The sequence below is a fragment of the Microbacterium rhizosphaerae genome (genome assembly GCF_034120055.1).
In the GTDB taxonomy this organism is placed as follows: Bacteria; Actinomycetota; Actinomycetes; order Actinomycetales; family Microbacteriaceae; genus Microbacterium; species Microbacterium rhizosphaerae.
The window spans coordinates 76,778-96,050 of record NZ_CP139368.1 but is presented as its reverse complement, the minus strand read 5'-3'; the positions used below and the strand labels follow the sequence as shown (position 1 = coordinate 96,050).

The window sequence follows — 19,273 nt, the reverse complement described above, 5'->3', positions numbered from 1 at the left end:
GTCACATCTCTCCGCGTGAACCGTCCGCCGACGCGCTGTGCGGGTCGGCCAGGCGCAGGCCCGTGCGGCGGGACCTCACGTGCGGGCCCTCCGGCACCAGCCAGCTGCCTCCGCGCCTGCCGCGGGCGATCGCGTCCTCGTCGACGGTGAGGCCGTGACCGGGTGAGTCTCCGAGCACGATGCCGCCGTCGCTGATCTCGCGATCGATGGTGATGCCGAGCGGAGCTCCGAGATCCTGCACCTCGGAGGCGAGGTGGTTGGGTACGGCGGCGGCGGCGTGCGCGACCGCCTCGTTGGCCGTGAGTCCGACCGGGCTCACGGGCAGGTCGCGCGCGTGCGCGGCGTACGCGACGCGCAGGAAATGGGTGATGCCCCAGATGCAGCCGCTCTGCACGATGTCGACGGCGCCCTGGTCGAGCAGCGTGCGGTACTGCTCGAGCCCCGTGAGGTTCTCACCGGTGGCCACGGCCGCCTTGATCGACGCGCTCAGGCGCGCGTGACCCACGGCGTCCCAGCGGCGCAGCGGCTCCTCGACCCAGGTGAGATCGTGGTGCTCTTCGACGGCGGTGACGTAGCGGACGGCCTGCTTCAGGTTCCACGACTCGTTGGCGTCGAGCATCAGCGCCGGGTGCGGCGAGTTGACGCGCAGCGCGTCGGCGACGATCCCGAGACGTCGGATGTCGGCGGCGCTGTCGCGCCCGCCCTTCAGCTTGCCGCCGGTGAAGCCGCGGTCGGCCATGGTCGCATAGAACTCGGCGAGAGCCTCGTCGTCGAGTGCGATGTCGAGCCCCGACGCGTACCCGGACACGAAGCGGTCGCGCCCCCCGAGGAGCCGCCAGAGGGGTTCGCCGGCGGCCTTGGCCTTCAAGTCCCACAGCGCCATGTCCAGGGTCGCGATCCCGCCGAACGTCGCGCCGCCGTGGCCGTCCTTGAAGACACGGGCGAGCATGCGGTCGTAGAGGGCGCTCACGCCGCGCGGGTCCTCGCCCTCGAGCGCGGGGAAGAGTCGATCGAGGTCATGGTCCGAGCCCGTGCCGATGCCCGTGAGGCCGTCATCCGTCTCGAGGATCACGACGGGCACCTCGGTGATGCCCGAGGCGATGTGACCGTTGACGTCCCCGATGGGACGACCCCAGTCGCGGTGGGTGCGGAGCACCCGGTATCCAGTGATCTTCATATCGTCCTTGATCGAGACTCTGCACTACGTCGTGCAAAGAGCATACATCACATGTTACAACTTCAGCGATGTCCTGCGGTCGAGGAGTCGGCTGCACTCGCGGGACGGCGACGTCCCGCACACGACGAAGCAGCCGGATCGATCCCCCCGGTCGATCCGGCTGCTCCTGGCAGGGTGGCGGTGGCCTACTTGGTCGGCGGCATCAGCACGCCGTCGATGAGGTAGACGGTGGCGTTCGCCGTGTGCACGCCGCCGCAGATCACATTGGCGTCGTTCACCTTGAGCGAGTCGCCCGATCCCGTGACCGTGACATCGCTGCCTTCGACCGTCTTGTGCGTGCCGACGATGTCCTGCGGAGAGATCTCGCCCGGCACGACGTGGTACGTGAGGATCGAGGTCAGCGTCGCTGCTCCCGCATCCGTCTTCAGGCTGTCGATGGTGGCCGGGTCGATCTTCTTGAAGGCGTCGTCGACGGGCGCGAAGACGGTGAACTGCCCGCCGTTCAGCGTGTCGACGAGGTTGACCTTCGCGTTGAGCTTGCCGGAGACGGCCGCCACCAGCGTCGTCAGCAGCGGGTTGTTGCCGGCCGCCGTGGCGACCGGGTCCTGAGCCATGCCCGCGACGGAGCCTGCACCCGAGGGCACCTGCTGGGCGTATGCGGCGCAGCCGGGCCCGACGAGGTCCGCGGCGGGATCCATCGTCGCCGTCGCCGACGGCGTCGATTCCGCCATCGGCGTGTTCGAGTCGCTCGTGGACGAGCCGGAGCTCGACGTGCACGCCGTGAGCGCGAGCACGGCCGCGGCGAGGACGCCGGCAGCGGCGAGGGACATCTTGGTGGTGCGCATTTTCTTCTCCTTGGAGCGTGAGTCCTTCGGGCCGCCCCGATCCAGGCGGTCATAGAGGGTTTCGGCGCCGCCCGCCGATCGGATTGGACCAATCCGCGGCGGGGGTCCGCGACGAACACTCGTCGTGCCATCGAAACGAACCAATCGTGCCCGCTGGGCCGCCATCGCCTGGGCCGCCCTGGCGGGCGCCGTCAGCGGAGCGGTCTTCCTCGCCGCCTCGGAGCTCGTCGCCCTCGTCGCGGCTCCGGGCGCGAGTCCGCTACTGGCCGTGGGCTCCGTCGTCGTCGACACCGTGCCGCGCTGGGCCAAGGAGTTCGCCATCGCCCTCTTCGGCTCGAACGACAAGCTGTTCCTGCTCTCGACTCTCGCGGCCGGGGCGCTGGTGGCGGCAGCCGCCGCGGGCGTCCTGGAGCTCTGGCGGCGGTGGACGGGCGTCGCCCTGTTCGCGGTCGCCGGCGCGGCCGCGGTGGCTGCGGCGACCACGCGCGCCGCCGCCGGAGGCCTCGCCTTCCTGCCTCCGCTCGCCGGCTTCGTCGTCGGCTCGGTCGTCCTCGGGATCCTCGTGGGCCTGCTGCGGCGTTGGCGGGGGACCGTGGATGCCGCGCCCGCGGCCGCGGTCGACCGCAGGCGTTTCCTCGTGCTCACCTCGATCGCGGGGCTCGCCGCGGTCGCGGCGCTCGCGGGAGCCCGGATCGCGTCGGCGGGCCCGTCATCCATCGCCGCGATCCGGGCGCGCCTGCGACTGCCTTCCCCCGGGTCGCGGGTCGCGGTGCCCGCCGGCGCCGAGCTGCCCGTGCGGGGCATCTCGCCGCTGTTCACGCCGAACGCCGACTTCTACCGCGTCGACACGGCCCTCAGTGTGCCCGCCGTCGACCCGGCATCCTGGCGGCTCGTCGTCGACGGCCTGGTCGAGAAGCGGGTGGAGCTCACCTTCGACGAGCTCCTCGGGATGGGCCTCGACGAGTACGCCATCACGCTCACGTGCGTGTCGAACGAGGTCGGCGGCGACCTCGTCGGCACGGCGCGCTGGCTCGGCGTCCCGGTGCGCGACGTGCTCGCGCTCGCGCGCCCGCGACGGGGTGCCGACATGGTGCTCTCGCGCAGCATCGACGGCTTCAGCGCCGGCACGCCGCTGTCGGCGCTGACCGATGCCCGCCGGGCCGCGATCCTGGCGGTCGGCATGAACGGAGAGCCCCTCCCGCTCGAGCACGGCTTCCCGGTCCGCATGGTCGTGCCCGGGCTGTACGGCTACGTATCCGCCACGAAGTGGCTGACGCGGCTGAAGGTGACGACGTTCGCCGGCGACCAGGGATACTGGACGCCGCGCGGCTACAGCGCGAAGGCGCCCATCAAGCTGTCCAGCCGCATCGACACGCCGCGGGTCGACCGCTCGCTCGCGCCCGGCCCGACCGTCATCGCCGGCGTCGCGTGGGCGCAGGGAGTCGGCATCCATCGCGTCGAGGTCCAGATCGACGGAGGCGCCTGGCAGGATGCGAAGCTCTCGACCCCGGTGAGCGCGGACACGTGGGTGCAGTGGTCGCTGCCCTGGGACGCGACGGCCGGCGGCCACACCCTGTCGGTGCGCGCCACCGACCGGGACGGGCGCCTGCAGGAGCAGAGGCGGACCCCCATCGCCCCCGATGGGTCGACGGGCTGGCAGCAGACGTTCGTGCGCGTCGGCTGAGGGGATGCCTCGCCGGCGGGAGTAGCCGCCGCGATGCAGCGTCGCGGGACCAACGTCCCTCCCGATGGCGTCGCCGCACTCCGTTCGATCGACGCCGGAAAATCTCTGCGTGCGGATGTATGGCGAATGGTCGGATTCGGAGGGCGTCAGCGGCCAGGGCCGCAACCGGCGGCCGGGAGCTCACACGAGGTCGAGGCCGAGCGCCGTCCACGAGACGGGGGGCAGGGTCACGGTGAGTTCGCCCTCGATGATGCGGACGCTGTCGTTGGATCGCGGCGCGACGCGCTCCGGGGCGCTCAGGGTGTTCTTCGCGTACACGTCCGTGTCTGCGAGGGTGTGCGACTCCCGCAGCGTGACGGCGCCGAGGGAGGCGATGTCGACGGCAACGGTGACGGGCTCCTCGGTCGAGCGGTTCACGAGGAACACCGCGCCGGTGCCCGTCGAGGCGTCGTGCGTCGCGACGGCGTCGACGAGCGGCACGCTCCCGTACCGGGCGCTGTCGTACTCGGGTGCGTCGAGCTTGAGCTCCAGCGCCGAGCCCTGCGCGAGGCGCGACGTGAGGGCGAACGGGAAGAACGTCGTCTGACGCCAGGCCGGCCCGCTCGGCTCGGTCATGATCGGCGCGATCACGTTCACGAGCTGGGCGAGGCTCGCCGAGGTGACCCGATCCGCGTGCTTCAGCAGAGAGATCATGAGGTTGCCGAAGACCACCGCATCCGCCACCGAATAGACGTCCTCGAGCAGGCGAGGCGCCACCGGCCACTCATCGATGCCCTCGATCTTGTCCACGTTCTCGAAGCGTGAGCTGTACCAGACGTTCCATTCGTCGAACGAGATGTCGATCTTCTTCGACGACCCGCGCACGGCTCCCACGTGATCGGCCGTCGCGACGACGGTCTCGATGAAGCGGTCCATGTCGACGGCCGACGCGAGGAAGGATGCGAGGTCGCCGTCGTGCTCCTCGTAGTAGGCGTGGCACGAGATGAAGTCGACGTCGTCGTAGGTGTGCGTGAGCACCGTGCGCTCCCACTCGCCGAACGTCGGCATGTGCGCGCTCGACGACCCGCAAACCACGAGCTTGACGCGGGGATCGAGCATCCGCATCGCCCTCGCGGTGCGCGCGGCGAGCTTGCCGTAATCGTCCGCTGACCGGTGGCCGAGCTGCCAGGGTCCGTCCATCTCATTGCCCAGGCACCACATCTCGACCGCGAACGGCTCGGTGCGTCCGTTGCGCTTGCGTTCCTCGGCTCGGGCCGTGCCGGCAGGGATGTTCGCGTACTCGAGCAGGTCGAGCGCCTCGGAGGTGCCCCGCGTCCCGAGGTTGACTGCGAGCATCAGATCGCTGCCGACCTTCTGGAGCCAGGCGTCGAACTCGTGCAGGCCGACCTCATTGGTCTCGGTCGAGTGCCATGCCAGGTCGAGGCGGCGCGGTCGCTCCGCGCGCGGGCCGACGCTGTCTTCCCAGCGGAAGCCCGAGACGAAGTTGCCCCCGGGGTAGCGGATGGTCGACACCCCGAGCTCGCGCACGAGCTCGATGACATCCGCCCGGAAGCCGTCGGCATCGGCGGTCGGGTGCCCCGGCTCGTAGATGCCGTCGTAGACGTGGCGGCCGAGATGTTCGACGAACCCGCCGAACAGGCGGCGCTGAACGGTTCCGACGGTGAAGTGCGGGTCGATGGTCAGTCGTGCGGTGAGCATGCGGTGCTTTCTGTAGAGGGGGCGAGGTTCGCGTGATGGCGCAGGGGAGAGGGTGCCCTACCGGCAGCGCCGAAGATCCGGGTCGATCCACCGGCTCAACTCGGGGTCGCCACCGCCCGTTGCGACGCCCGTGCCAGCGCGTGGAACGCATCCGCCACCGGCGTGCGTTCCCGGCGCAGTCCTTCCGCCGACTCCACGAGATCGAAGAGCCCCATCGTGAGCAGGTGCTCGGCGCGCGGTCCCGTCCCATGCCGGTACGTCCACTCGTACATGTCGAACAGCGGCCACCAGGTGTATCCGACGACGGGGGTACCGGATCGCCGCATCCGCGCCACCTCATCGACCGACTCGCGAAGCCAGCCGATCCGCTCCTCGGCGGATCCTGTCACGCAGGTCTCGGTCACCATGACGGGCGCCCCGTAACGTCGCGCGTACTCATCGATCATCTCGCGCAGACCTGCCACGCCGTCATCGCGGGTCGGGCGCGGGTCCGCGAAGCCGCCGGCGTGGTGGACGCCGGCCTCGAAAACCTCGGTGGAGTGCCGAGGGTAGTAGTTGACTCCCATGACGTCCGGCCGCGCCGGGTTCCGGATGAACTCGCCGAGCAGAGCGGGGTCGGCTCCGTTGCTCAGCAGCATGGCGGCGAGCGGGTGCCGATCGTCGACCCGGCCTGTCACGAGGTCCTCGACGAGGAACGCCTGATGGCGCAGGCGGGCGGCCGTCTCGCGGTGCTCGGCAGCTTCGACGTCGCCCACATATCGCATCGACGCATCCACGTGCACGAACACGGCGCGCTCGCCGAGCACATCCCGGATGCCGTGCTGGGTGCGCGCGAAGCCGTCCGCGATCGCCATCGCGAGTCGGGTCGCGCCTTCCTGGCCCGTGAGATAGGGCGGCCAGTAGCCGTACTCGCCGCAGAACAGCACGTGGATCATCGGCTCATTCACCGGCGTGTAGTCGGTGACGGCGTCGCCGTAGCGCTCCGCCACGGCGACCGCGTATTCGGCGACCCGCCGCGAGTAGTCGGGGTGCGCGAACTGGCGCTCCAGCCACAGCGGCGTGCCGTAGTGGAGCAGATCGACCACCGGCCGGATGCCGTGCTCGCTCATCCGGCCGAGCACACGATCGGTCCAGTCCCAGTCCCACTCGCCGGGCGCAGGATTCACGCGATGCCAGGGGATCCCCCAGCGCAGGAATTCGGCCCCGACGTCCGCAGCGAGGTCGATGTCCTCGCGCCACCGCACGTAGTGCTCGGTGAGCTCGTACTCGTCGATGGGCCTCGCTCCCGGACCACCCTGCGGCACGAAGGTGTCCTCGATGCCGAGGCCGAGGTGCAGGGCGCCATCCGCGAACCATCTGTTCGCTGTGCCAGTGTCGTCCGTCGCTGTCACTTCAGTCCTGTCGTCGCGACGCTCTCGATGAAGCGCCTCTGCATGATGAGGAAGATGACGGCCAGCGGCAGCACCGCGATCAGCGAGCCGGCCATCATCGTGCCGTAGGGGATGATGCCGCTCGGGCCGGTGAGCAGCGTCAGCCCGGACGTGATCGTGCCCATCTCGGGCGCGGTCGTCATCACGAGCGGCCACAGCAGGTCGTTCCAGTTGTTGACGAACGTGAAGATGCCGAGGGTGAGGAGTGCGGGCACGGCGTTCGGCAGCACGATGCTGCGGAAGATGCGGAACTCGCCCGCACCATCGATGCGCGCAGCGTTGTCCAGATCGCGCGGGAGGGACACGAAGAACTGGCGCAGGAAGAAGATGCCGAAGGCGTCTGCGGCGCGCGGGATGATCATCCCCGCGAAGGTGTTCACCCATCCGAACTGCGCGACGAGCTGGTACACGGGGATGAGCGTCGCCTGGAACGGGATCATGAGACTCGCCACGATCACGATGAGCAGCAGGCGGCTCCCCGCGAAATCGATGCGCGCGAGGGCGTAGGCCGCGAGCGAGTCGAACAAGAGCGCGCACAGCGTGACACCGCCCGCGAAGACGAAGCTGTTCACGAAGAGCCGCCCGAAGGGCAGATCACGGAAGATGCGCGCGAAATTGTCGAGTGTCCACTCGGCCGCCAGCAGGGTGGGCGGATACGCGTTGATCTCGGCCGCGGGCTTGAAGGCGGTGGCCGCGATGATCACGATGGGCAGCAGAACGAGCGCAGTGACGACGAGTGCTGCGACCGTGAGAAGCCAGCGATCGGCCGCTCGCCGGGACCGCCGGATACCGATCGTGACGCTCATGCGATGTCGCCCTCTCGACGCCCGAAGAATCGGAACTGGATGAGGCTCAGGATCAGCGTGGCGGCCAGCAGCACATACGACAGCGCTGTGGCGAGCCCGAGATCGAGCTGCTTGAACCCCTTGTCGTAGATCTCCATCACCACGGTCTGTGTGGTGCGGTACGGGCCGCCGCCGGTCATCACGTAGATCTGGTCGAACGCCTGCAGCGCCGCGATCATCGCGAAGACGACGACGAACGCGAGCGTGTTGTTCAACTGGGGGAGAGTGACGTTGGTGAAACGGCGCCACGGGCCGGCACCGTCGATCGTCGCGGCCTCATACAGCGAGGCGGGGATCTCCTGCAGGCCCGCGATGAAGATCACCATGTAGAAGCCGAAGCTCTTCCAGACCGCGACGAGCACCACGGTCGGCATCGCGAGCGCAGGATCCTGCAGAGCATTGCCGAGGTGGATCCCGAGGCCCTGCAGCCAATAGCTGACAAGACCCACCTGAGGGTCGATCAGATAGGTCCACGCGAACGCCGCGACCGCGAGTGAGACGACGAACGGCAGGAACAGCGCCGTGCGGAAGAAGCCGCGCGCGAACAGGCGCCGATTGTTGAGCAGCATCGCGAGCAGGAGCGCCGCAGCGATCGCCAGCGGCGCGAAGAGCACCGTGTAGTAAGCGGTCGTCACGAGTGTCCCGAGGATCCTCGGGTCGGTGAAGATGCGGACGTAGTTCGCGAGGCCTACCCAGTTCTCGCCGCCGAGACCGCTCGCGTCGGTGAACGACAGACGCAGCGCCGACACCATGGGCCAGCCGACGAAGAGGAGCAGGATGACGAGCGCGGGGAGCAGGAAGGCCAGTGCGATGCGCGCCTGCCCACGTCTGGTGCCTGGCCGCCCGCCGAGCGGCGCCGGCGGCCGGTAGACGGCACGTCGCCGTGGCGGGCGTGTGATGACGGACATGAACTCTCCTGGAGGATGGTGCCCGGGGGTGGCTCCCCGGGCACCATGGGTCACTTGTCGAGCGCGGTCTGCGCGGTGGTCGAGGCTGCCTTCAGGACGGCTGCGGGGTCGCCCCCGGCCAGCGCCTTCTGGGTCGCCTCGTCGAGGGCCGCGAGAACATCGCTGCTGCTGGCGACACCCGGCAGCAATGGTCGCGCCGCAGGAGTGAGCGGAGTCAGCGCGGCAACGACAGGGTTCGAGGACACGTCGGATGCCGGGATGTCCGTGCGCAGCGGCGGCCAGCCGGAGCCGAGCGACCACGCCGTGGCAACCGGCTTGCTGTACAGGTAGGCCAGGAACTCCTCCGCGCCGGCCTTCTGCGCAGCGGACGCCTGCGACGTCACCGCCGCGGAGATTCCGATCGCTGACGCCGCCTGTCCCTTGGGGCCTTCCGGGATGCCCGCGATGCCGTAGTCGATCTTGTTCTCGGTCGCCACCGACGCCATCCACGGACCGCCGACCTCCATCGCGGCCTTGCCTGAGGAGAAGAGCTTGTCCGATGCGATGCCGTCGAGACCCGTGGGCGAGATCTTCCGTTCCTGCACGGCCTTCGCCCAGAACGTCAGAGTGTCGATGTTCGAGGCCGAGTCGATGACCGACTTCGACCCCTTGACCAGGTCGCCGCCGCCGGCGTAGAACAAGCTCGGCCACACGCCGTTTCCGACGGTTGCGTGGTCGGGGAGGGCGAGCCCGTACTGCTCGGGGGTGCCATCGCCGTTCGTGTCGACCGTGAGCTTCTCCGCATCCGCGACCCACTCGTCCCATGTTGTCGGGAACGACGTGATGCCCGCCTTCTGGAACAGGGTCTTGTTGTAGATCACCGAGAGCGGGACGAACCCGAGCGGAGCGCCGTAGGCCGCGCCGTCGACCTTCACCATGTCGACCGCGTTCGGGTTGAGCGAAGCGCCACTGACCGCGCTCGTCGCGTAGAGGTCGTCGAGCTTCTGGAACGCGTGCTTGCCCGCATAGATGGGCAGGTTCTCGGCGGGAAGCGCCACCAGATCCGGCCCCTGCTTGGCGGACAGAGCGGTGAGCAGCGTGTCTCCGATGACCGCCCACGTCTTGGTGACCGTCTTGATCCTCACCTTCTTCTGGTGGGCGTTGAAGTCCGCGACGATCTTGTCCAGGACCTTGCCGTCTGCCTCCGTGTAGCCGTGCCAGAAGGTGAGCGTGACGGGGCCGCCCTGAGCCGGACTGGCTCCGGAGCAGCCAGTGAGCGAGAGACCTGCGATGGCCAGAGCGGTCGCCACAGCGCCGGCGGCGTGAATTCGTTTCATGGGGTGCACTCCTTTGTGACGGGCTCAACCGCGATGCGGGGCCCGGGCGGTCGGTTCGGGTCGTCGCCCTTCGGTAATCGATGAAAGTAATCGATGTAAGACACAGTAAGCGAGGGCTCACCGATCCGTCAACAGTTCCGGGCCGTCTTCTTACATCGATGTACGATGGCGCGATGAGGACCCCGCTGTGAACCCGATCCCGACGATGCAAGACGTCGCACGTCTGGCAGGCGTATCCACCAAGACGGTCTCGAATGTGATCAACGATCGTCCCTACGTCAGCGCTGAGACGCGCGACCGCGTCCACGCGGCGATCGCTCAGCTCGACTACAAGCTGAACCTCGCGGCGCGAAATCTGCGGTCCGGGCGCAGCGGTGTCATCGGCCTCGCGGTGCCGACGCTCACGGTCGCCTACTTCGCCGAGCTGGCCGAAGCGGTGATCGACGCGGCCGAGCAGCATCAGCTCGCGGTGCAGATCGCCCGCACCGGTGATGCCGCGCGCGAGCGCGAATTTCTCGCGAGCGCGCGATTGCAGCATGTGGATGGCCTGATCCTCAGCCCCATGGACCACCGTTCCGAAGAGCTCGAGGCGGTCGACCTTTCTGTGCCCACCGTCGTCCTCGGCGACCACCCGGTGGGCGGTGCCGCCGTGTACGTCAGCTCTGACCAGCGCGGAGCGGCGCAGCTCGCAACGTCGCACCTCATCCGGATCGGGTGCCGCCGCATCGCCGCGCTGGGCGCGCGCAGCAGCGTTCCCGGCGGCGCAGGAGCACTACGCCTCCAGGGGTATCGCGATGCGCTCCACACTGCCGGCATCCCGTACGACGCCGGGCTCGTCGTCGAGGCGGACGTGTGGGACCGTGCCGACGGTGCATCGGCGATGCACCAGCTGATCGAACGGGGCGCAGCGTTCGACTCCGTCTTCGCGTTCAACGACAGCCTCGCACTCGGGGCGATGCGCACCCTCGAGGACAACGGCCTGCGGGTGCCTGGGGACGTCTCCGTGATCGGCATCGACAACGTCACCGAGGCGCGCTACTCCGTCCCGAGTCTCACGACCGTCGATCTGGGCGGCTCGAAGATCGCCGAGACCGCCGTGCGGTTGCTCGCTGAGCAGCTGTCCAACCCCGAATCGGCCCCTGAGCACCGCGTCCTGATCGACTTCGCGCTCGTCGAACGAGAATCGACGGCGCACTGACGACTGCCGGGTCGGCACCTGGTCGACTCGGGACACCGAGCAGGGGACATCCGAGTCAGCCGTGCCTCGTGATCAGAGTGATTCCGGGGAAAAGCGAAACCCCCGCGATGTAGAAGCTACGCGAGGGTCTCTGGGACGATTGTAACGATCGCCCTTGTGGCTCCGACCGGCATCGATCCGGTGACCTTTCGATTTTCAGTCGAACGCTCTACCAACTGAGCTACAGAGCCGCACGGCATCCGTGGATGTCGTGTCCTAAACGAAAGGCCCTCCGCAATGAAAGGGCCCGTCGCTCGGAGCGACCCTGACGGGACTTGAACCCGCGACCTCCGCCGTGACAGGGCGGCACGCTAACCAACTGCGCTACAGGGCCATGCTTGTGAAATTGTGGTGGTGAGAGTGACCCCAACGGGATTCGAACCCGTGCTACCGCCGTGAAAGGGCGGCGTCCTAGGCCGCTAAACGATGGGGCCGGGTGAACCTCGGAGGCTCACGCTTACCGGAGATCAAGCATAAGGGAACATCTACGAGAACGCGAATCGGGCCACGTGTACGAGAACGGCCGCTGCCGACCTCCCCGCGTGTGGGGGTGTCCTCCTGAGGGCAGGAGGCGCATCATGGATGTACCCGTATCTCACAAACCTGTGACAGTTGTTGCTAATGTGACTGATGTTGTGCCCGAAGGCGGGAGGAGGCAGGAGATGCCGACCGACGACCTCGGAGACGGATTCCGAGCGGAAGACTGCGATTGCGCGCCCACGGCGCGCGAGCGCCGCGTGCTGTGGCCCGACCTGACCCGTCGGGCCGCGATCGGCGTGGGCGTGCTGGGTCTCGCGACCCTCGCCGCGACGGCCGCAGGCTCGCTTCCGCGCGCATGGGCCGACTCGTACCCCTCCTGGGACGACGTGCAGCGCGCCAAGGCGAGCGAGGCCGCCAAGGCCGCCGAGATCACCAACATCCAGAACCTCATCAACGCCCTGCAGGCGGACGCCGCCAACAAGCAGGCCGCAGCCGTCCAGGCGGGCGCAGACTTCTACGCCGCGCAGCAGGCGTACTTCGATGCCGCGCAGCGTGCGCAGCAGCTCCAGGACCAGGCCGACGCGCAGGAGGCCAAGGCCAAGACCGCGGCGCAGCACGCCGGGCGCGTCGCATCCCAGCTGTACCGCAATGGCGGCGACGACACCGCCATGCAGCTGTTCATGTCCGGCTCGGCGACGACCGCCGACGACATCCTCGCCAAGCTCGGCACGATGGACAAGCTGCTCGAGCGCAACCAGAACGTGTATGACGAGGCGGTCGCCGCCCGCAACTCGGCGAAGAGCCTCAGTGATCAGGCGAAGCGGGCGCGCGACGAGCGCGACCGTCTGCAGCAGGTCGCCCAGCAGAAGATGGTCGCCGCGCAGGCTGCCTCGGATGCGGCGCAGGCCGCGCTCGATGCCCAGAACCAGCACCTCGACGACCTGAACGCGCAGCTCGCGGCCCTGAAGGATGCGACGGCCGCCACCGTCGCCGGCTACCAGGCCGGGGTCGAGGCCCGTCGGCAGGCCGAGCTGCAGCGCGAGCGCGAGGCGGCGGCCGCCGCCGCTGCAGCCGCGACGGGCGGAGGCGGTGGTGGCGGCGGAGGCTACGGCAACGTCGTGGCCTCCGGGTGGTGCCGGCCGACGGGAGGCGCACAGACCTCGGGCTTCGGCCCTCGCTCCGTCCAATGCTCACCGAGCTACTGCGCGACCAGTTACCACTACGGGGTCGACCTCGCGCCGGGCTGCGGCTATCCGATCGTCGCCGCGCACGCGGGGACCGTGGTCTACGCCGGTTACAACGGCGGCTACGGCAACTACATCCAGATCGACCACGGGGGCGGCGTCGAGACCGGCTACGGGCACATCGTGGACGGCGGCATCCGGGTGCGTCCCGGGCAGAGCGTCGGCGCCGGCCAGCTGATCGCCTACGTCGGCAACACGGGCAACTCCTTCGGCTGCCACCTGCACTACGAGATCCACGTGAACGGCACGCCGGTCAACCCCGTCCCGTTCATGGCGGCCCGCGGCATCTCGGTCTGACGAGAACGACGAAGGGATGCCGTCGGCCGAGGCCGGCGGCATCCCTTCGCTTCAGCGCCTGTCAGTGACCGTGGCTGTAGCGCGCGATCGCCTCGCCGACGAGGCGCTCGGCCTCGGCCGCATCGGCCCAGTCGTCGACCTTGACCCACTTGCCGGGCTCGAGGTCCTTGTAGTGCTCGAAGAAGTGCGTGATCTCCTTCTTCGTGTACTCCGGGATGTCGTCGACGTCCTGGATGTGGTTCCAGCGCGGGTCCTTCGCGAGCACCGCCACGACCTTGTCGTCGCCGCCGGCCTCGTCGCTCATCTTGAGCACGCCCACCGGGCGGACCGTCGCGTGGACGCCCGGGAAGAGCGTCTGGTCGAGCAGCACCAGGACGTCGAGCGGGTCGCCGTCCTCGCCGAGGGTCTTGTCGAAGAAGCCGTAGTCCGCGGGGTAGCCGAAGACCGTGTAGAGGATGCGGTCGAGGTGGACGTGTCCGGTCTCGTGGTCGACCTCGTACTTGACGCGGCTGCCGCGCGGGATCTCGATGACGGCGTCGTACGCGCCCATGTGTGCTCCTTCGGAAGATCAAGGGGATGCGGGTCAAGCCTAGTCAGGGCGCCCAGTCGGGGCGCACGCAGTGACAGCATGGGGATGTGGTCGATCAGCAGATGATCTGGGACGAGGACGCCGCGCGCAGCTACGACAGCCCCGGGGAGGGGATGTTCGACCCCGCCGTGCTCGGGCCCACCGTCGCGACGCTGGCCGAGCTCGCCGCGGGCGGGCGTGCGGTCGAGTTCGCGATCGGCACCGGTCGGGTCGCCATCCCGCTGGCCGATGCCGGCGTCGAGGTCGCCGGCATCGAGCTGTCCCACGCGATGCTCGCACGGCTGCGCGAGAAGGTCGGCGAGGACCGTATCCCGGTCGTCCAGGGCGACATGACCACCGCATCCGCGGGCACCGGCTTCTCGCTCGCCTTCCTCGTCTTCAACACGATCTCGAACCTCCTGACGCAGGACGAGCAGGTCGAGTGCTTCCGCAACGCCGCCCGGCACCTCGCTCCCGGCGGCCGCTTCGTCATCGAGCTGTGGGTGCCGCAGCTGCGCTCCCTGCCGCCCGGCCACGACGCCACGGTGGAGGTGAGCGAGCCGGGGTATCTGCTGGTCGACACCTACGACACGCTGCGCCAGCACGTGGTCTCGCATCACGTCCGCTTCGGCGCCGACCTCGAGGACGGCCACGAGGCACGGATCGGCCGCTCGCCGCACCGCTACATCTGGCCGAGCGAGCTCGACCTCATGGCGCGACTGGCGGGCTTCGAGCTGGAGAGCCGCTGGGCCGACTGGGATCGCAGCGAGTTCACCGCCGACTCGCGCAGTCACGTCTCGGTCTATCGGCTCGTCGGTCCCGCACCGCGGTAGTGGGGCGGCTCCACGCGCCCTACCGTGGAGTCATGCATCGCCCGGGGCTCGATCCTGCCGTCGCCGAGGTGCGTGTCGCCGTGCGGCGGGCACTGCGCGGCCGCACGGGGGAGGTCGTGGTGGCGCTCTCGGGCGGTGCCGACAGCCTGGCGCTGACGGCCGCTACCGCCTTCGAGGCGCCGAAGCACGGTCTCGCCGTGCGCGCGGTCGTCGTGGACCACGGCCTCCAGGACGCATCGGCGCAGATCGCGGATGCGGCGGCCGCCGCCGCGCGCGGTCTGGGGGCCGCGGCATCCGTCGTCCGTGTCGAGGTGGAGGGCGGGGGAGGTGTCGAGGCGGCCGCGCGCACGGCGCGCTATGCAGCGCTCCTCGCGTCCACACGCGAGTCGGGCGCCACGGCGATCCTCACCGGGCACACGCTCGACGACCAGGCCGAGACGGTGCTGCTCGGTCTTGCACGGGGTTCCGGGGCGGCGAGCCTGCAGGGAATGGCCCCGACATCCGAGCGGGACGGCATCCAGGTGCTGCGTCCGCTGCTCGGCGTGCGCCGCGCGACGACTCGCGCCGCCTGCGCGGCCGAGGGTCTGCAGCCGTGGGAGGACCCGCACAACGAGGATCCGGCTTTCGCCCGGGTCCGGGTGCGCCGCACGGTCCTGCCCACCTTCGAGGCCGAGCTCGGCCCGGGCGTCGCGGAGGCGCTCGCGCGCACCGCGGAGCAGCTGCGGGAGGATGCCGACGCTTTCGCGGAGATGATCGACGAGACGATCGAGGACATCGTCGAGCATGCCGAGGCCGGCATCTCCGTCTCGGCCGCCGCGCTCGCGGCGAATCCGGCAGCACTGCGGAACCGCATCATCCGGCACGTCGTCGCAGCCGAGTTCGGCACGAGCCTCACCCGCGTGCAGACCCTCGAGGTGGCGCGGCTGGCCACCGAGTGGGCGGGACAGGGGCCTGTGGATCTGCCCGGATGCCGGGCCCGCCGCGAGGGCGGCCGGATCGTCTTCGCCGCGGGCTGAGACCGCGGGGCCCCTTGATCGCCTCGACCCCGTGGGCGACGCTGGGACGAGGACGATCCGAGAGGACCGATGTCATGCAGAAGATCATCCCGAGTATCTGGTGCAGTGGGAACGCGGACGAGATGGCCGAGTTCTACCGGGCCGCGCTCCCCGCTGCGCGGATCGCGCAGGCCGAGAAGTATCCGAGCGAGGGGCTGCCCGAGTTCCAGCGGAGCATGGCGGGCAAGACCATCACGATCGACCTCGAGGTCGGCGGGTACCGCCTGAACCTGCTCAACGGCGGGGACGAGTTCGCACCGAATCCCTCGATCTCGTTCATGCTGGACTTCGACGGCACCCGAGGCGACGAGCGCGACGACGCCCGAGCAGAGCTCGACCGCACCTGGGCGATGCTGGCCGACGACGGCCAGGTCATGATCCCCCTCGGCGAGTACCCCTACAGCCCGTGGTACGGGTGGGTGCAGGACAGCTTCGGCGTCTCATGGCAGCTCATGCTCGCGAATCCGGGGGGTGCGCCACGGCCGCCGGTCGTGCCGAGCCTCATGTTCTGCGGGCCGAACCAGAACCGGGCGGACGATGCCCTCACGACCTACGCCGAGGTGTTCGGCGGCACGCGCGGGACGACGGCGGCGTACGCCGAGCCCACCGGGCCCGCCGGCGCCGGTGCCGTGATGTTCGGCGACGTGGAGCTGGCCGGGCAGTGGTTCGCGGCGATGGACTCCGGGACCGACCAGGACTTCACGTTCAGTGAGGGCATCTCGCTCATCGTGCAGTGCGACAGCCAGGACGAGATCGACCGCTTCTGGAACGTGCTGTCCCAGGACCCGGCGGCCGAGCAGTGCGGATGGTGTCGCGACGCGTTCGGCGTGAGCTGGCAGGTCGTCCCGAAGAACATCGGCGAGCTGCTGAAGGCACCGGGGGCCTTCCCGGCGATGCTGCAGATGAAGAAGATCGTGATCGCCGACCTCCACGGCTGAATCGGGCGGACACTAGGCTTCAGGCATGCGCGCGGCCGACATCTCCGACCAGCTGACCGACGTCCTCGTCACCGAGGAGCAGATCCAGGCGCGGCTGCGCGACATCGCGGCGCAGGTCGCGGTCGACTACGCGGACAAGAACCTGCTGCTCGTCGGCGTGCTCAAGGGCGCCGTCATGGTGATGGCCGACTTCTCGCGGGCGCTGCCGACGGTCGCGCCGATGGACTGGATGGCGGTGTCGTCGTACGGCGCCGGCACCAAGTCGAGCGGCGTCGTCCAGATCCGCAAGGACCTCGATGAGGACCTGACCGATCGCGACGTGCTCATCGTCGAGGACATCATCGACTCCGGGCTCACCCTGAGCTGGCTGCTGGAGAACTTCGAGTCCCGGGGGGCGGCATCCGTCGAGGTGTTCGCCCTGCTGCGCAAACCGGATGCGGCGAAGGTCCACGTCGAGTGCAAGTATGTCGGCTTCGACATCCCGAACGAGTTCGTCGTCGGCTACGGGCTGGACTACGCGGAGCGCTACCGCAACCTCCGCGATGTCGCGGTGCTCGCGCCGCACGTCTACGCCTGACGCGTCGCCTCGGACGCCCGCGGTCACCCGTTCAGCCGTGGGCGAATCCACAGGCCTCGTCCATTCCGCCGCGCTAGCCTGAGAGGACCGTCATCAGCGACGGGTCGTGACGAAGGGACCGGGGTTCCCCCCTCAGCATGGACTTCAAGAAGATCACCCGTAACCCGATCATCTACGTGATCCTGATCGGGTTCCTGCTGTTCGTGGGCTTCTCGCTCATCACCAGCCTGGGTGGGGCGAAGCAGATCTCGACCCAGGAGGGTCTCCAGCTGCTCAAGGGCACCACCGTGACGTCGGTCACGAACACGGACGGCGACCAGAGGGTCGACATGAAGCTCTCCGAGCCGTACAAGGGCGCCGAGGACGTGCAGTTCTACTACGTCACCGCGCGGGCGAGCGAGGTCGTCAACGCGATCAACGCCGCCGACCCGAAGGGCGGCTTCAACGACGAGGTGCCGAAGGCGTCCTGGTTCGACGGCTTCCTCTCGCTGGCACTGCCGATGGTGCTCCTCGGCCTGCTGTTCTGGTTCCTGCTCTCGAGCGCCCAGGGCGGCGGCAACAAGGTGATGCAGTTCGGCAAGTCGCGCGCCAAGCTCGTGACGAAGGAGATGCCGCAGGTCACGTTCAACGATGTCGCCGGCGCCGACGAGGCGATCGAGGAGATGCAGGAGATCAAGGACTTCCTGAAGGACCCTGCTCGTTTCCAGGCCGTCGGCGCCCGCATCCCGAAGGGCGTGCTGCTGTACGGCCCTCCCGGCACCGGCAAGACGCTGCTCGCGCGCGCTGTCGCGGGTGAGGCCGGCGTGCCGTTCTACTCGATCTCGGGCTCGGACTTCGTGGAGATGTTCGTCGGCGTCGGCGCGAGCCGTGTGCGCGACCTCTTCAACCAGGCCAAGGAGAACGCTCCGGCCATCATCTTCATCGACGAGATCGATGCGGTCGGCCGCCATCGCGGTGCCGGCCTCGGCGGCGGTCACGACGAGCGCGAGCAGACGCTGAACCAGATGCTCGTCGAGATGGACGGCTTCGACCCCAAGGCGAACGTCATCGTCATCGCCGCGACGAACCGCCCCGACATCCTCGACCCCGCCCTGCTGCGCCCGGGCCGCTTCGACCGCCAGATCGGCGTCGACGCTCCCGACCTCCGCGGCCGTCAGACCATCCTCGAGGTGCACGGCCGCGGCAAGCCGCTCGCCGACTCGGTCGACCTCGAGGTCGTCGCGCGCAAGACGCCGGGCTTCACCGGCGCCGACCTCGCGAACGTGCTCAACGAGGCCGCGCTGCTCACGGCCCGCTCCAACGCCCAGCTCATCGACAACCGCGCGCTCGACGAGGCGATCGACCGCGTCATCGCCGGCCCGCAGCGCCGCACGCGCGTCATGAGGGACAAGGAGAAGCTCATCACGGCCTACCACGAGGGCGGCCACGCCCTCACGGCGGCGGCGATGAATTACTCCGACCCGGTGACGAAGATCACGATCCTGCCGCGCGGCAAGGCGCTCGGCTACACCATGGTGATGCCGCTGGATGACAAGTACTCCATCACCCGCAACGAGCTGCAGGACCAGCTCGCCTGGGCGATGGGCGGCCGCGTCGCCGAGGAGATCGTGTTCCACGACCCGACGACCGGCGCCTCGAACGACATCGAGAAGGCGACGAGCATCGCGCGCAAGATGGTCACCGAGTACGGGATGACGACGGATGTCGGCCCCGTCAAGCTCGGCGCGGCCTCCGGCGAGGTCTTCATGGGCCGCGACATGGGCCACGGCCGGGAGTACTCCGAGACGGTCGCCGAGCGCGTGGACACGCAGGTGCGCGACCTCATCGAGCAGGCGCACAACGAGGCGTACCAGGTTCTGAACGACAACCGCGACGTGCTCGACAAGCTCGCGCTGGCGCTCCTCGAGAAGGAGACCCTGGACCACAACGAGATCGCAGAGATCTTCAAGGACGTCAAGAAGCTCCCGCCGCGCCCGCAATGGCTGTCGAGCAGCGAGCGCCCGACCTCGGCACTGCCCCCCGTCGAGATCCCGCGCCGCGCCCTCCCTGCGGGCGTGGCGGCTTCGACCGAGGCGGACGGCTCGCACGAGAAGGCGCCGCGCCGCCGCCCGACCGGACAGGCGCGCCCCGCGACGGCGTAG

Annotated in this window: 16 protein-coding genes and 3 tRNA genes; 8 read left to right on the top strand and 11 right to left on the bottom strand. The window is 69.2% G+C overall.

Annotated elements, in window-relative coordinates; all coding sequences use genetic code 11:
* Position 1 precedes the first annotated feature (1 nt).
* Together SM116_RS00480 and SM116_RS00475 are read right to left on the bottom strand one after the other, a co-directional pair.
* Positions 2 to 1,177, bottom strand: coding sequence for a mandelate racemase/muconate lactonizing enzyme family protein (locus SM116_RS00480; protein ID WP_320942509.1), 1,176 nt, complete (start codon positions 1,175 to 1,177; stop codon positions 2 to 4).
* Between the two features lie 185 nt (positions 1,178 to 1,362).
* Positions 1,363 to 2,022 carry a fasciclin domain-containing protein gene (locus SM116_RS00475; RefSeq protein ID WP_320942508.1) on the bottom strand — a complete coding sequence of 220 codons (660 nt, stop codon included), beginning with the start codon at positions 2,020 to 2,022 and terminating at the stop codon, positions 1,363 to 1,365.
* A gap of 124 nt (positions 2,023 to 2,146) precedes the next feature.
* Here SM116_RS00475 and SM116_RS00470 point away from each other — a divergent pair, with 124 nt between their 5' ends.
* Entirely contained in the window at positions 2,147 to 3,706 is a 1,560-nt protein-coding gene (locus SM116_RS00470; protein ID WP_320942507.1) for a molybdopterin-dependent oxidoreductase, read from the top strand.
* A gap of 180 nt (positions 3,707 to 3,886) precedes the next feature.
* Here the strand turns inward: SM116_RS00470 and arfA are convergent, their stop codons facing one another.
* The 5 genes from arfA to SM116_RS00445 all read right to left on the bottom strand — a co-directional run bounded on the left by arfA (position 3,887) and on the right by SM116_RS00445 (position 9,903).
* Positions 3,887 to 5,404 carry an arabinosylfuranosidase ArfA gene (gene arfA / locus SM116_RS00465; protein ID WP_320942506.1) on the bottom strand — a complete coding sequence of 506 codons (1,518 nt, stop codon included), beginning with the start codon at positions 5,402 to 5,404 and terminating at the stop codon, positions 3,887 to 3,889.
* Between the two features lie 95 nt (positions 5,405 to 5,499).
* Positions 5,500 to 6,795: a family 1 glycosylhydrolase gene (locus tag SM116_RS00460; protein ID WP_320942505.1), complete on the bottom strand. Its 1,296-nt coding sequence runs from the start codon at positions 6,793 to 6,795 to the stop codon at positions 5,500 to 5,502.
* Positions 6,792 to 7,640, bottom strand: coding sequence for a carbohydrate ABC transporter permease (locus SM116_RS00455; RefSeq protein ID WP_320942504.1), 849 nt, complete (start codon positions 7,638 to 7,640; stop codon positions 6,792 to 6,794). Before SM116_RS00455 ends, SM116_RS00460 begins: the two co-directional genes overlap by 4 nt.
* A complete protein-coding gene (locus SM116_RS00450; RefSeq protein ID WP_320942503.1) occupies positions 7,637 to 8,587 on the bottom strand; it encodes a carbohydrate ABC transporter permease in 951 nt (316 codons plus the stop codon). The genes SM116_RS00455 and SM116_RS00450 overlap by 4 nt, the downstream gene beginning before the upstream one ends.
* 50 nt (positions 8,588 to 8,637) lie before the next feature.
* Complete coding sequence (locus SM116_RS00445; protein ID WP_320942502.1) at positions 8,638 to 9,903, bottom strand: ABC transporter substrate-binding protein; 1,266 nt, start codon at positions 9,901 to 9,903, stop codon at positions 8,638 to 8,640.
* Between the two features lie 187 nt (positions 9,904 to 10,090).
* On the opposite strand from SM116_RS00445, the gene SM116_RS00440 reads away from it, so the two are divergent.
* Positions 10,091 to 11,101: a LacI family DNA-binding transcriptional regulator gene (locus tag SM116_RS00440; RefSeq protein ID WP_320942501.1), complete on the top strand. Its 1,011-nt coding sequence runs from the start codon at positions 10,091 to 10,093 to the stop codon at positions 11,099 to 11,101.
* A 157-nt stretch (positions 11,102 to 11,258) separates the two neighbouring features.
* Here SM116_RS00440 and SM116_RS00435 read toward each other — a convergent pair.
* The 3 genes from SM116_RS00435 to SM116_RS00425 all read right to left on the bottom strand — a co-directional run bounded on the left by SM116_RS00435 (position 11,259) and on the right by SM116_RS00425 (position 11,574).
* Positions 11,259 to 11,331, bottom strand: a tRNA-Phe gene (locus SM116_RS00435).
* Positions 11,332 to 11,400: 69 nt separating this feature from the next.
* A tRNA-Asp gene (locus SM116_RS00430) sits at positions 11,401 to 11,474 on the bottom strand.
* A gap of 27 nt (positions 11,475 to 11,501) precedes the next feature.
* Positions 11,502 to 11,574, bottom strand: a tRNA-Glu gene (locus tag SM116_RS00425).
* A 228-nt stretch (positions 11,575 to 11,802) separates the two neighbouring features.
* Between SM116_RS00425 and SM116_RS00420 the strand changes: the two genes are divergently transcribed.
* The gene (locus SM116_RS00420) at positions 11,803 to 13,161 is read left to right on the top strand and encodes a M23 family metallopeptidase (RefSeq protein WP_320942500.1); all 1,359 of its coding nucleotides are present in this window, start codon (positions 11,803 to 11,805) and stop codon (positions 13,159 to 13,161) included.
* 61 nt (positions 13,162 to 13,222) lie between these two features.
* Here SM116_RS00420 and SM116_RS00415 read toward each other — a convergent pair whose 3' ends face one another.
* Positions 13,223 to 13,711: an inorganic diphosphatase gene (locus SM116_RS00415; protein ID WP_320942499.1), complete on the bottom strand. Its 489-nt coding sequence runs from the start codon at positions 13,709 to 13,711 to the stop codon at positions 13,223 to 13,225.
* 101 nt (positions 13,712 to 13,812) lie between these two features.
* Between SM116_RS00415 and SM116_RS00410 the strand changes: the two genes are divergently transcribed.
* From SM116_RS00410 to ftsH, 5 genes are all read left to right on the top strand, one after another.
* Positions 13,813 to 14,562: a class I SAM-dependent methyltransferase gene (locus SM116_RS00410; protein ID WP_425563239.1), complete on the top strand. Its 750-nt coding sequence runs from the start codon at positions 13,813 to 13,815 to the stop codon at positions 14,560 to 14,562.
* Between the two features lie 32 nt (positions 14,563 to 14,594).
* A complete protein-coding gene (gene tilS / locus SM116_RS00405; protein ID WP_320942497.1) occupies positions 14,595 to 15,578 on the top strand; it encodes a tRNA lysidine(34) synthetase TilS in 984 nt (327 codons plus the stop codon).
* A gap of 74 nt (positions 15,579 to 15,652) precedes the next feature.
* Positions 15,653 to 16,555, top strand: a complete 903-nt coding sequence (locus SM116_RS00400) for a VOC family protein (RefSeq protein ID WP_320942496.1) — start codon at positions 15,653 to 15,655, stop codon at positions 16,553 to 16,555.
* Between the two features lie 25 nt (positions 16,556 to 16,580).
* The gene (hpt, locus tag SM116_RS00395; protein WP_320942495.1) at positions 16,581 to 17,132 is read left to right on the top strand and encodes a hypoxanthine phosphoribosyltransferase; all 552 of its coding nucleotides are present in this window, start codon (positions 16,581 to 16,583) and stop codon (positions 17,130 to 17,132) included.
* Positions 17,133 to 17,269: 137 nt separating this feature from the next.
* Positions 17,270 to 19,273: an ATP-dependent zinc metalloprotease FtsH gene (gene ftsH / locus SM116_RS00390; RefSeq protein WP_320942494.1), complete on the top strand. Its 2,004-nt coding sequence runs from the start codon at positions 17,270 to 17,272 to the stop codon at positions 19,271 to 19,273.

Coding starts and splice junctions, on each gene's coding strand:
- SM116_RS00475 (WP_320942508.1), bottom strand. CDS start 2,022: ATGCGCACCACCAAGATGTCCCTCGCCGCTGCCGGCGTCCTCGCCGCG.
- SM116_RS00480 (WP_320942509.1), bottom strand. CDS start 1,177: ATGAAGATCACTGGATACCGGGTGCTCCGCACCCACCGCGACTGGGGT.
- tilS (WP_320942497.1), top strand. CDS start 14,595: ATGCATCGCCCGGGGCTCGATCCTGCCGTCGCCGAGGTGCGTGTCGCC.
- SM116_RS00420 (WP_320942500.1), top strand. CDS start 11,803: ATGCCGACCGACGACCTCGGAGACGGATTCCGAGCGGAAGACTGCGAT.
- SM116_RS00455 (WP_320942504.1), bottom strand. CDS start 7,640: ATGAGCGTCACGATCGGTATCCGGCGGTCCCGGCGAGCGGCCGATCGC.
- SM116_RS00410 (WP_425563239.1), top strand. CDS start 13,813: ATGATCTGGGACGAGGACGCCGCGCGCAGCTACGACAGCCCCGGGGAG.
- ftsH (WP_320942494.1), top strand. CDS start 17,270: ATGGACTTCAAGAAGATCACCCGTAACCCGATCATCTACGTGATCCTG.
- SM116_RS00415 (WP_320942499.1), bottom strand. CDS start 13,711: ATGGGCGCGTACGACGCCGTCATCGAGATCCCGCGCGGCAGCCGCGTC.
- SM116_RS00445 (WP_320942502.1), bottom strand. CDS start 9,903: ATGAAACGAATTCACGCCGCCGGCGCTGTGGCGACCGCTCTGGCCATC.
- hpt (WP_320942495.1), top strand. CDS start 16,581: ATGCGCGCGGCCGACATCTCCGACCAGCTGACCGACGTCCTCGTCACC.
- SM116_RS00400 (WP_320942496.1), top strand. CDS start 15,653: ATGCAGAAGATCATCCCGAGTATCTGGTGCAGTGGGAACGCGGACGAG.
- SM116_RS00450 (WP_320942503.1), bottom strand. CDS start 8,587: ATGTCCGTCATCACACGCCCGCCACGGCGACGTGCCGTCTACCGGCCG.
- arfA (WP_320942506.1), bottom strand. CDS start 5,404: ATGCTCACCGCACGACTGACCATCGACCCGCACTTCACCGTCGGAACC.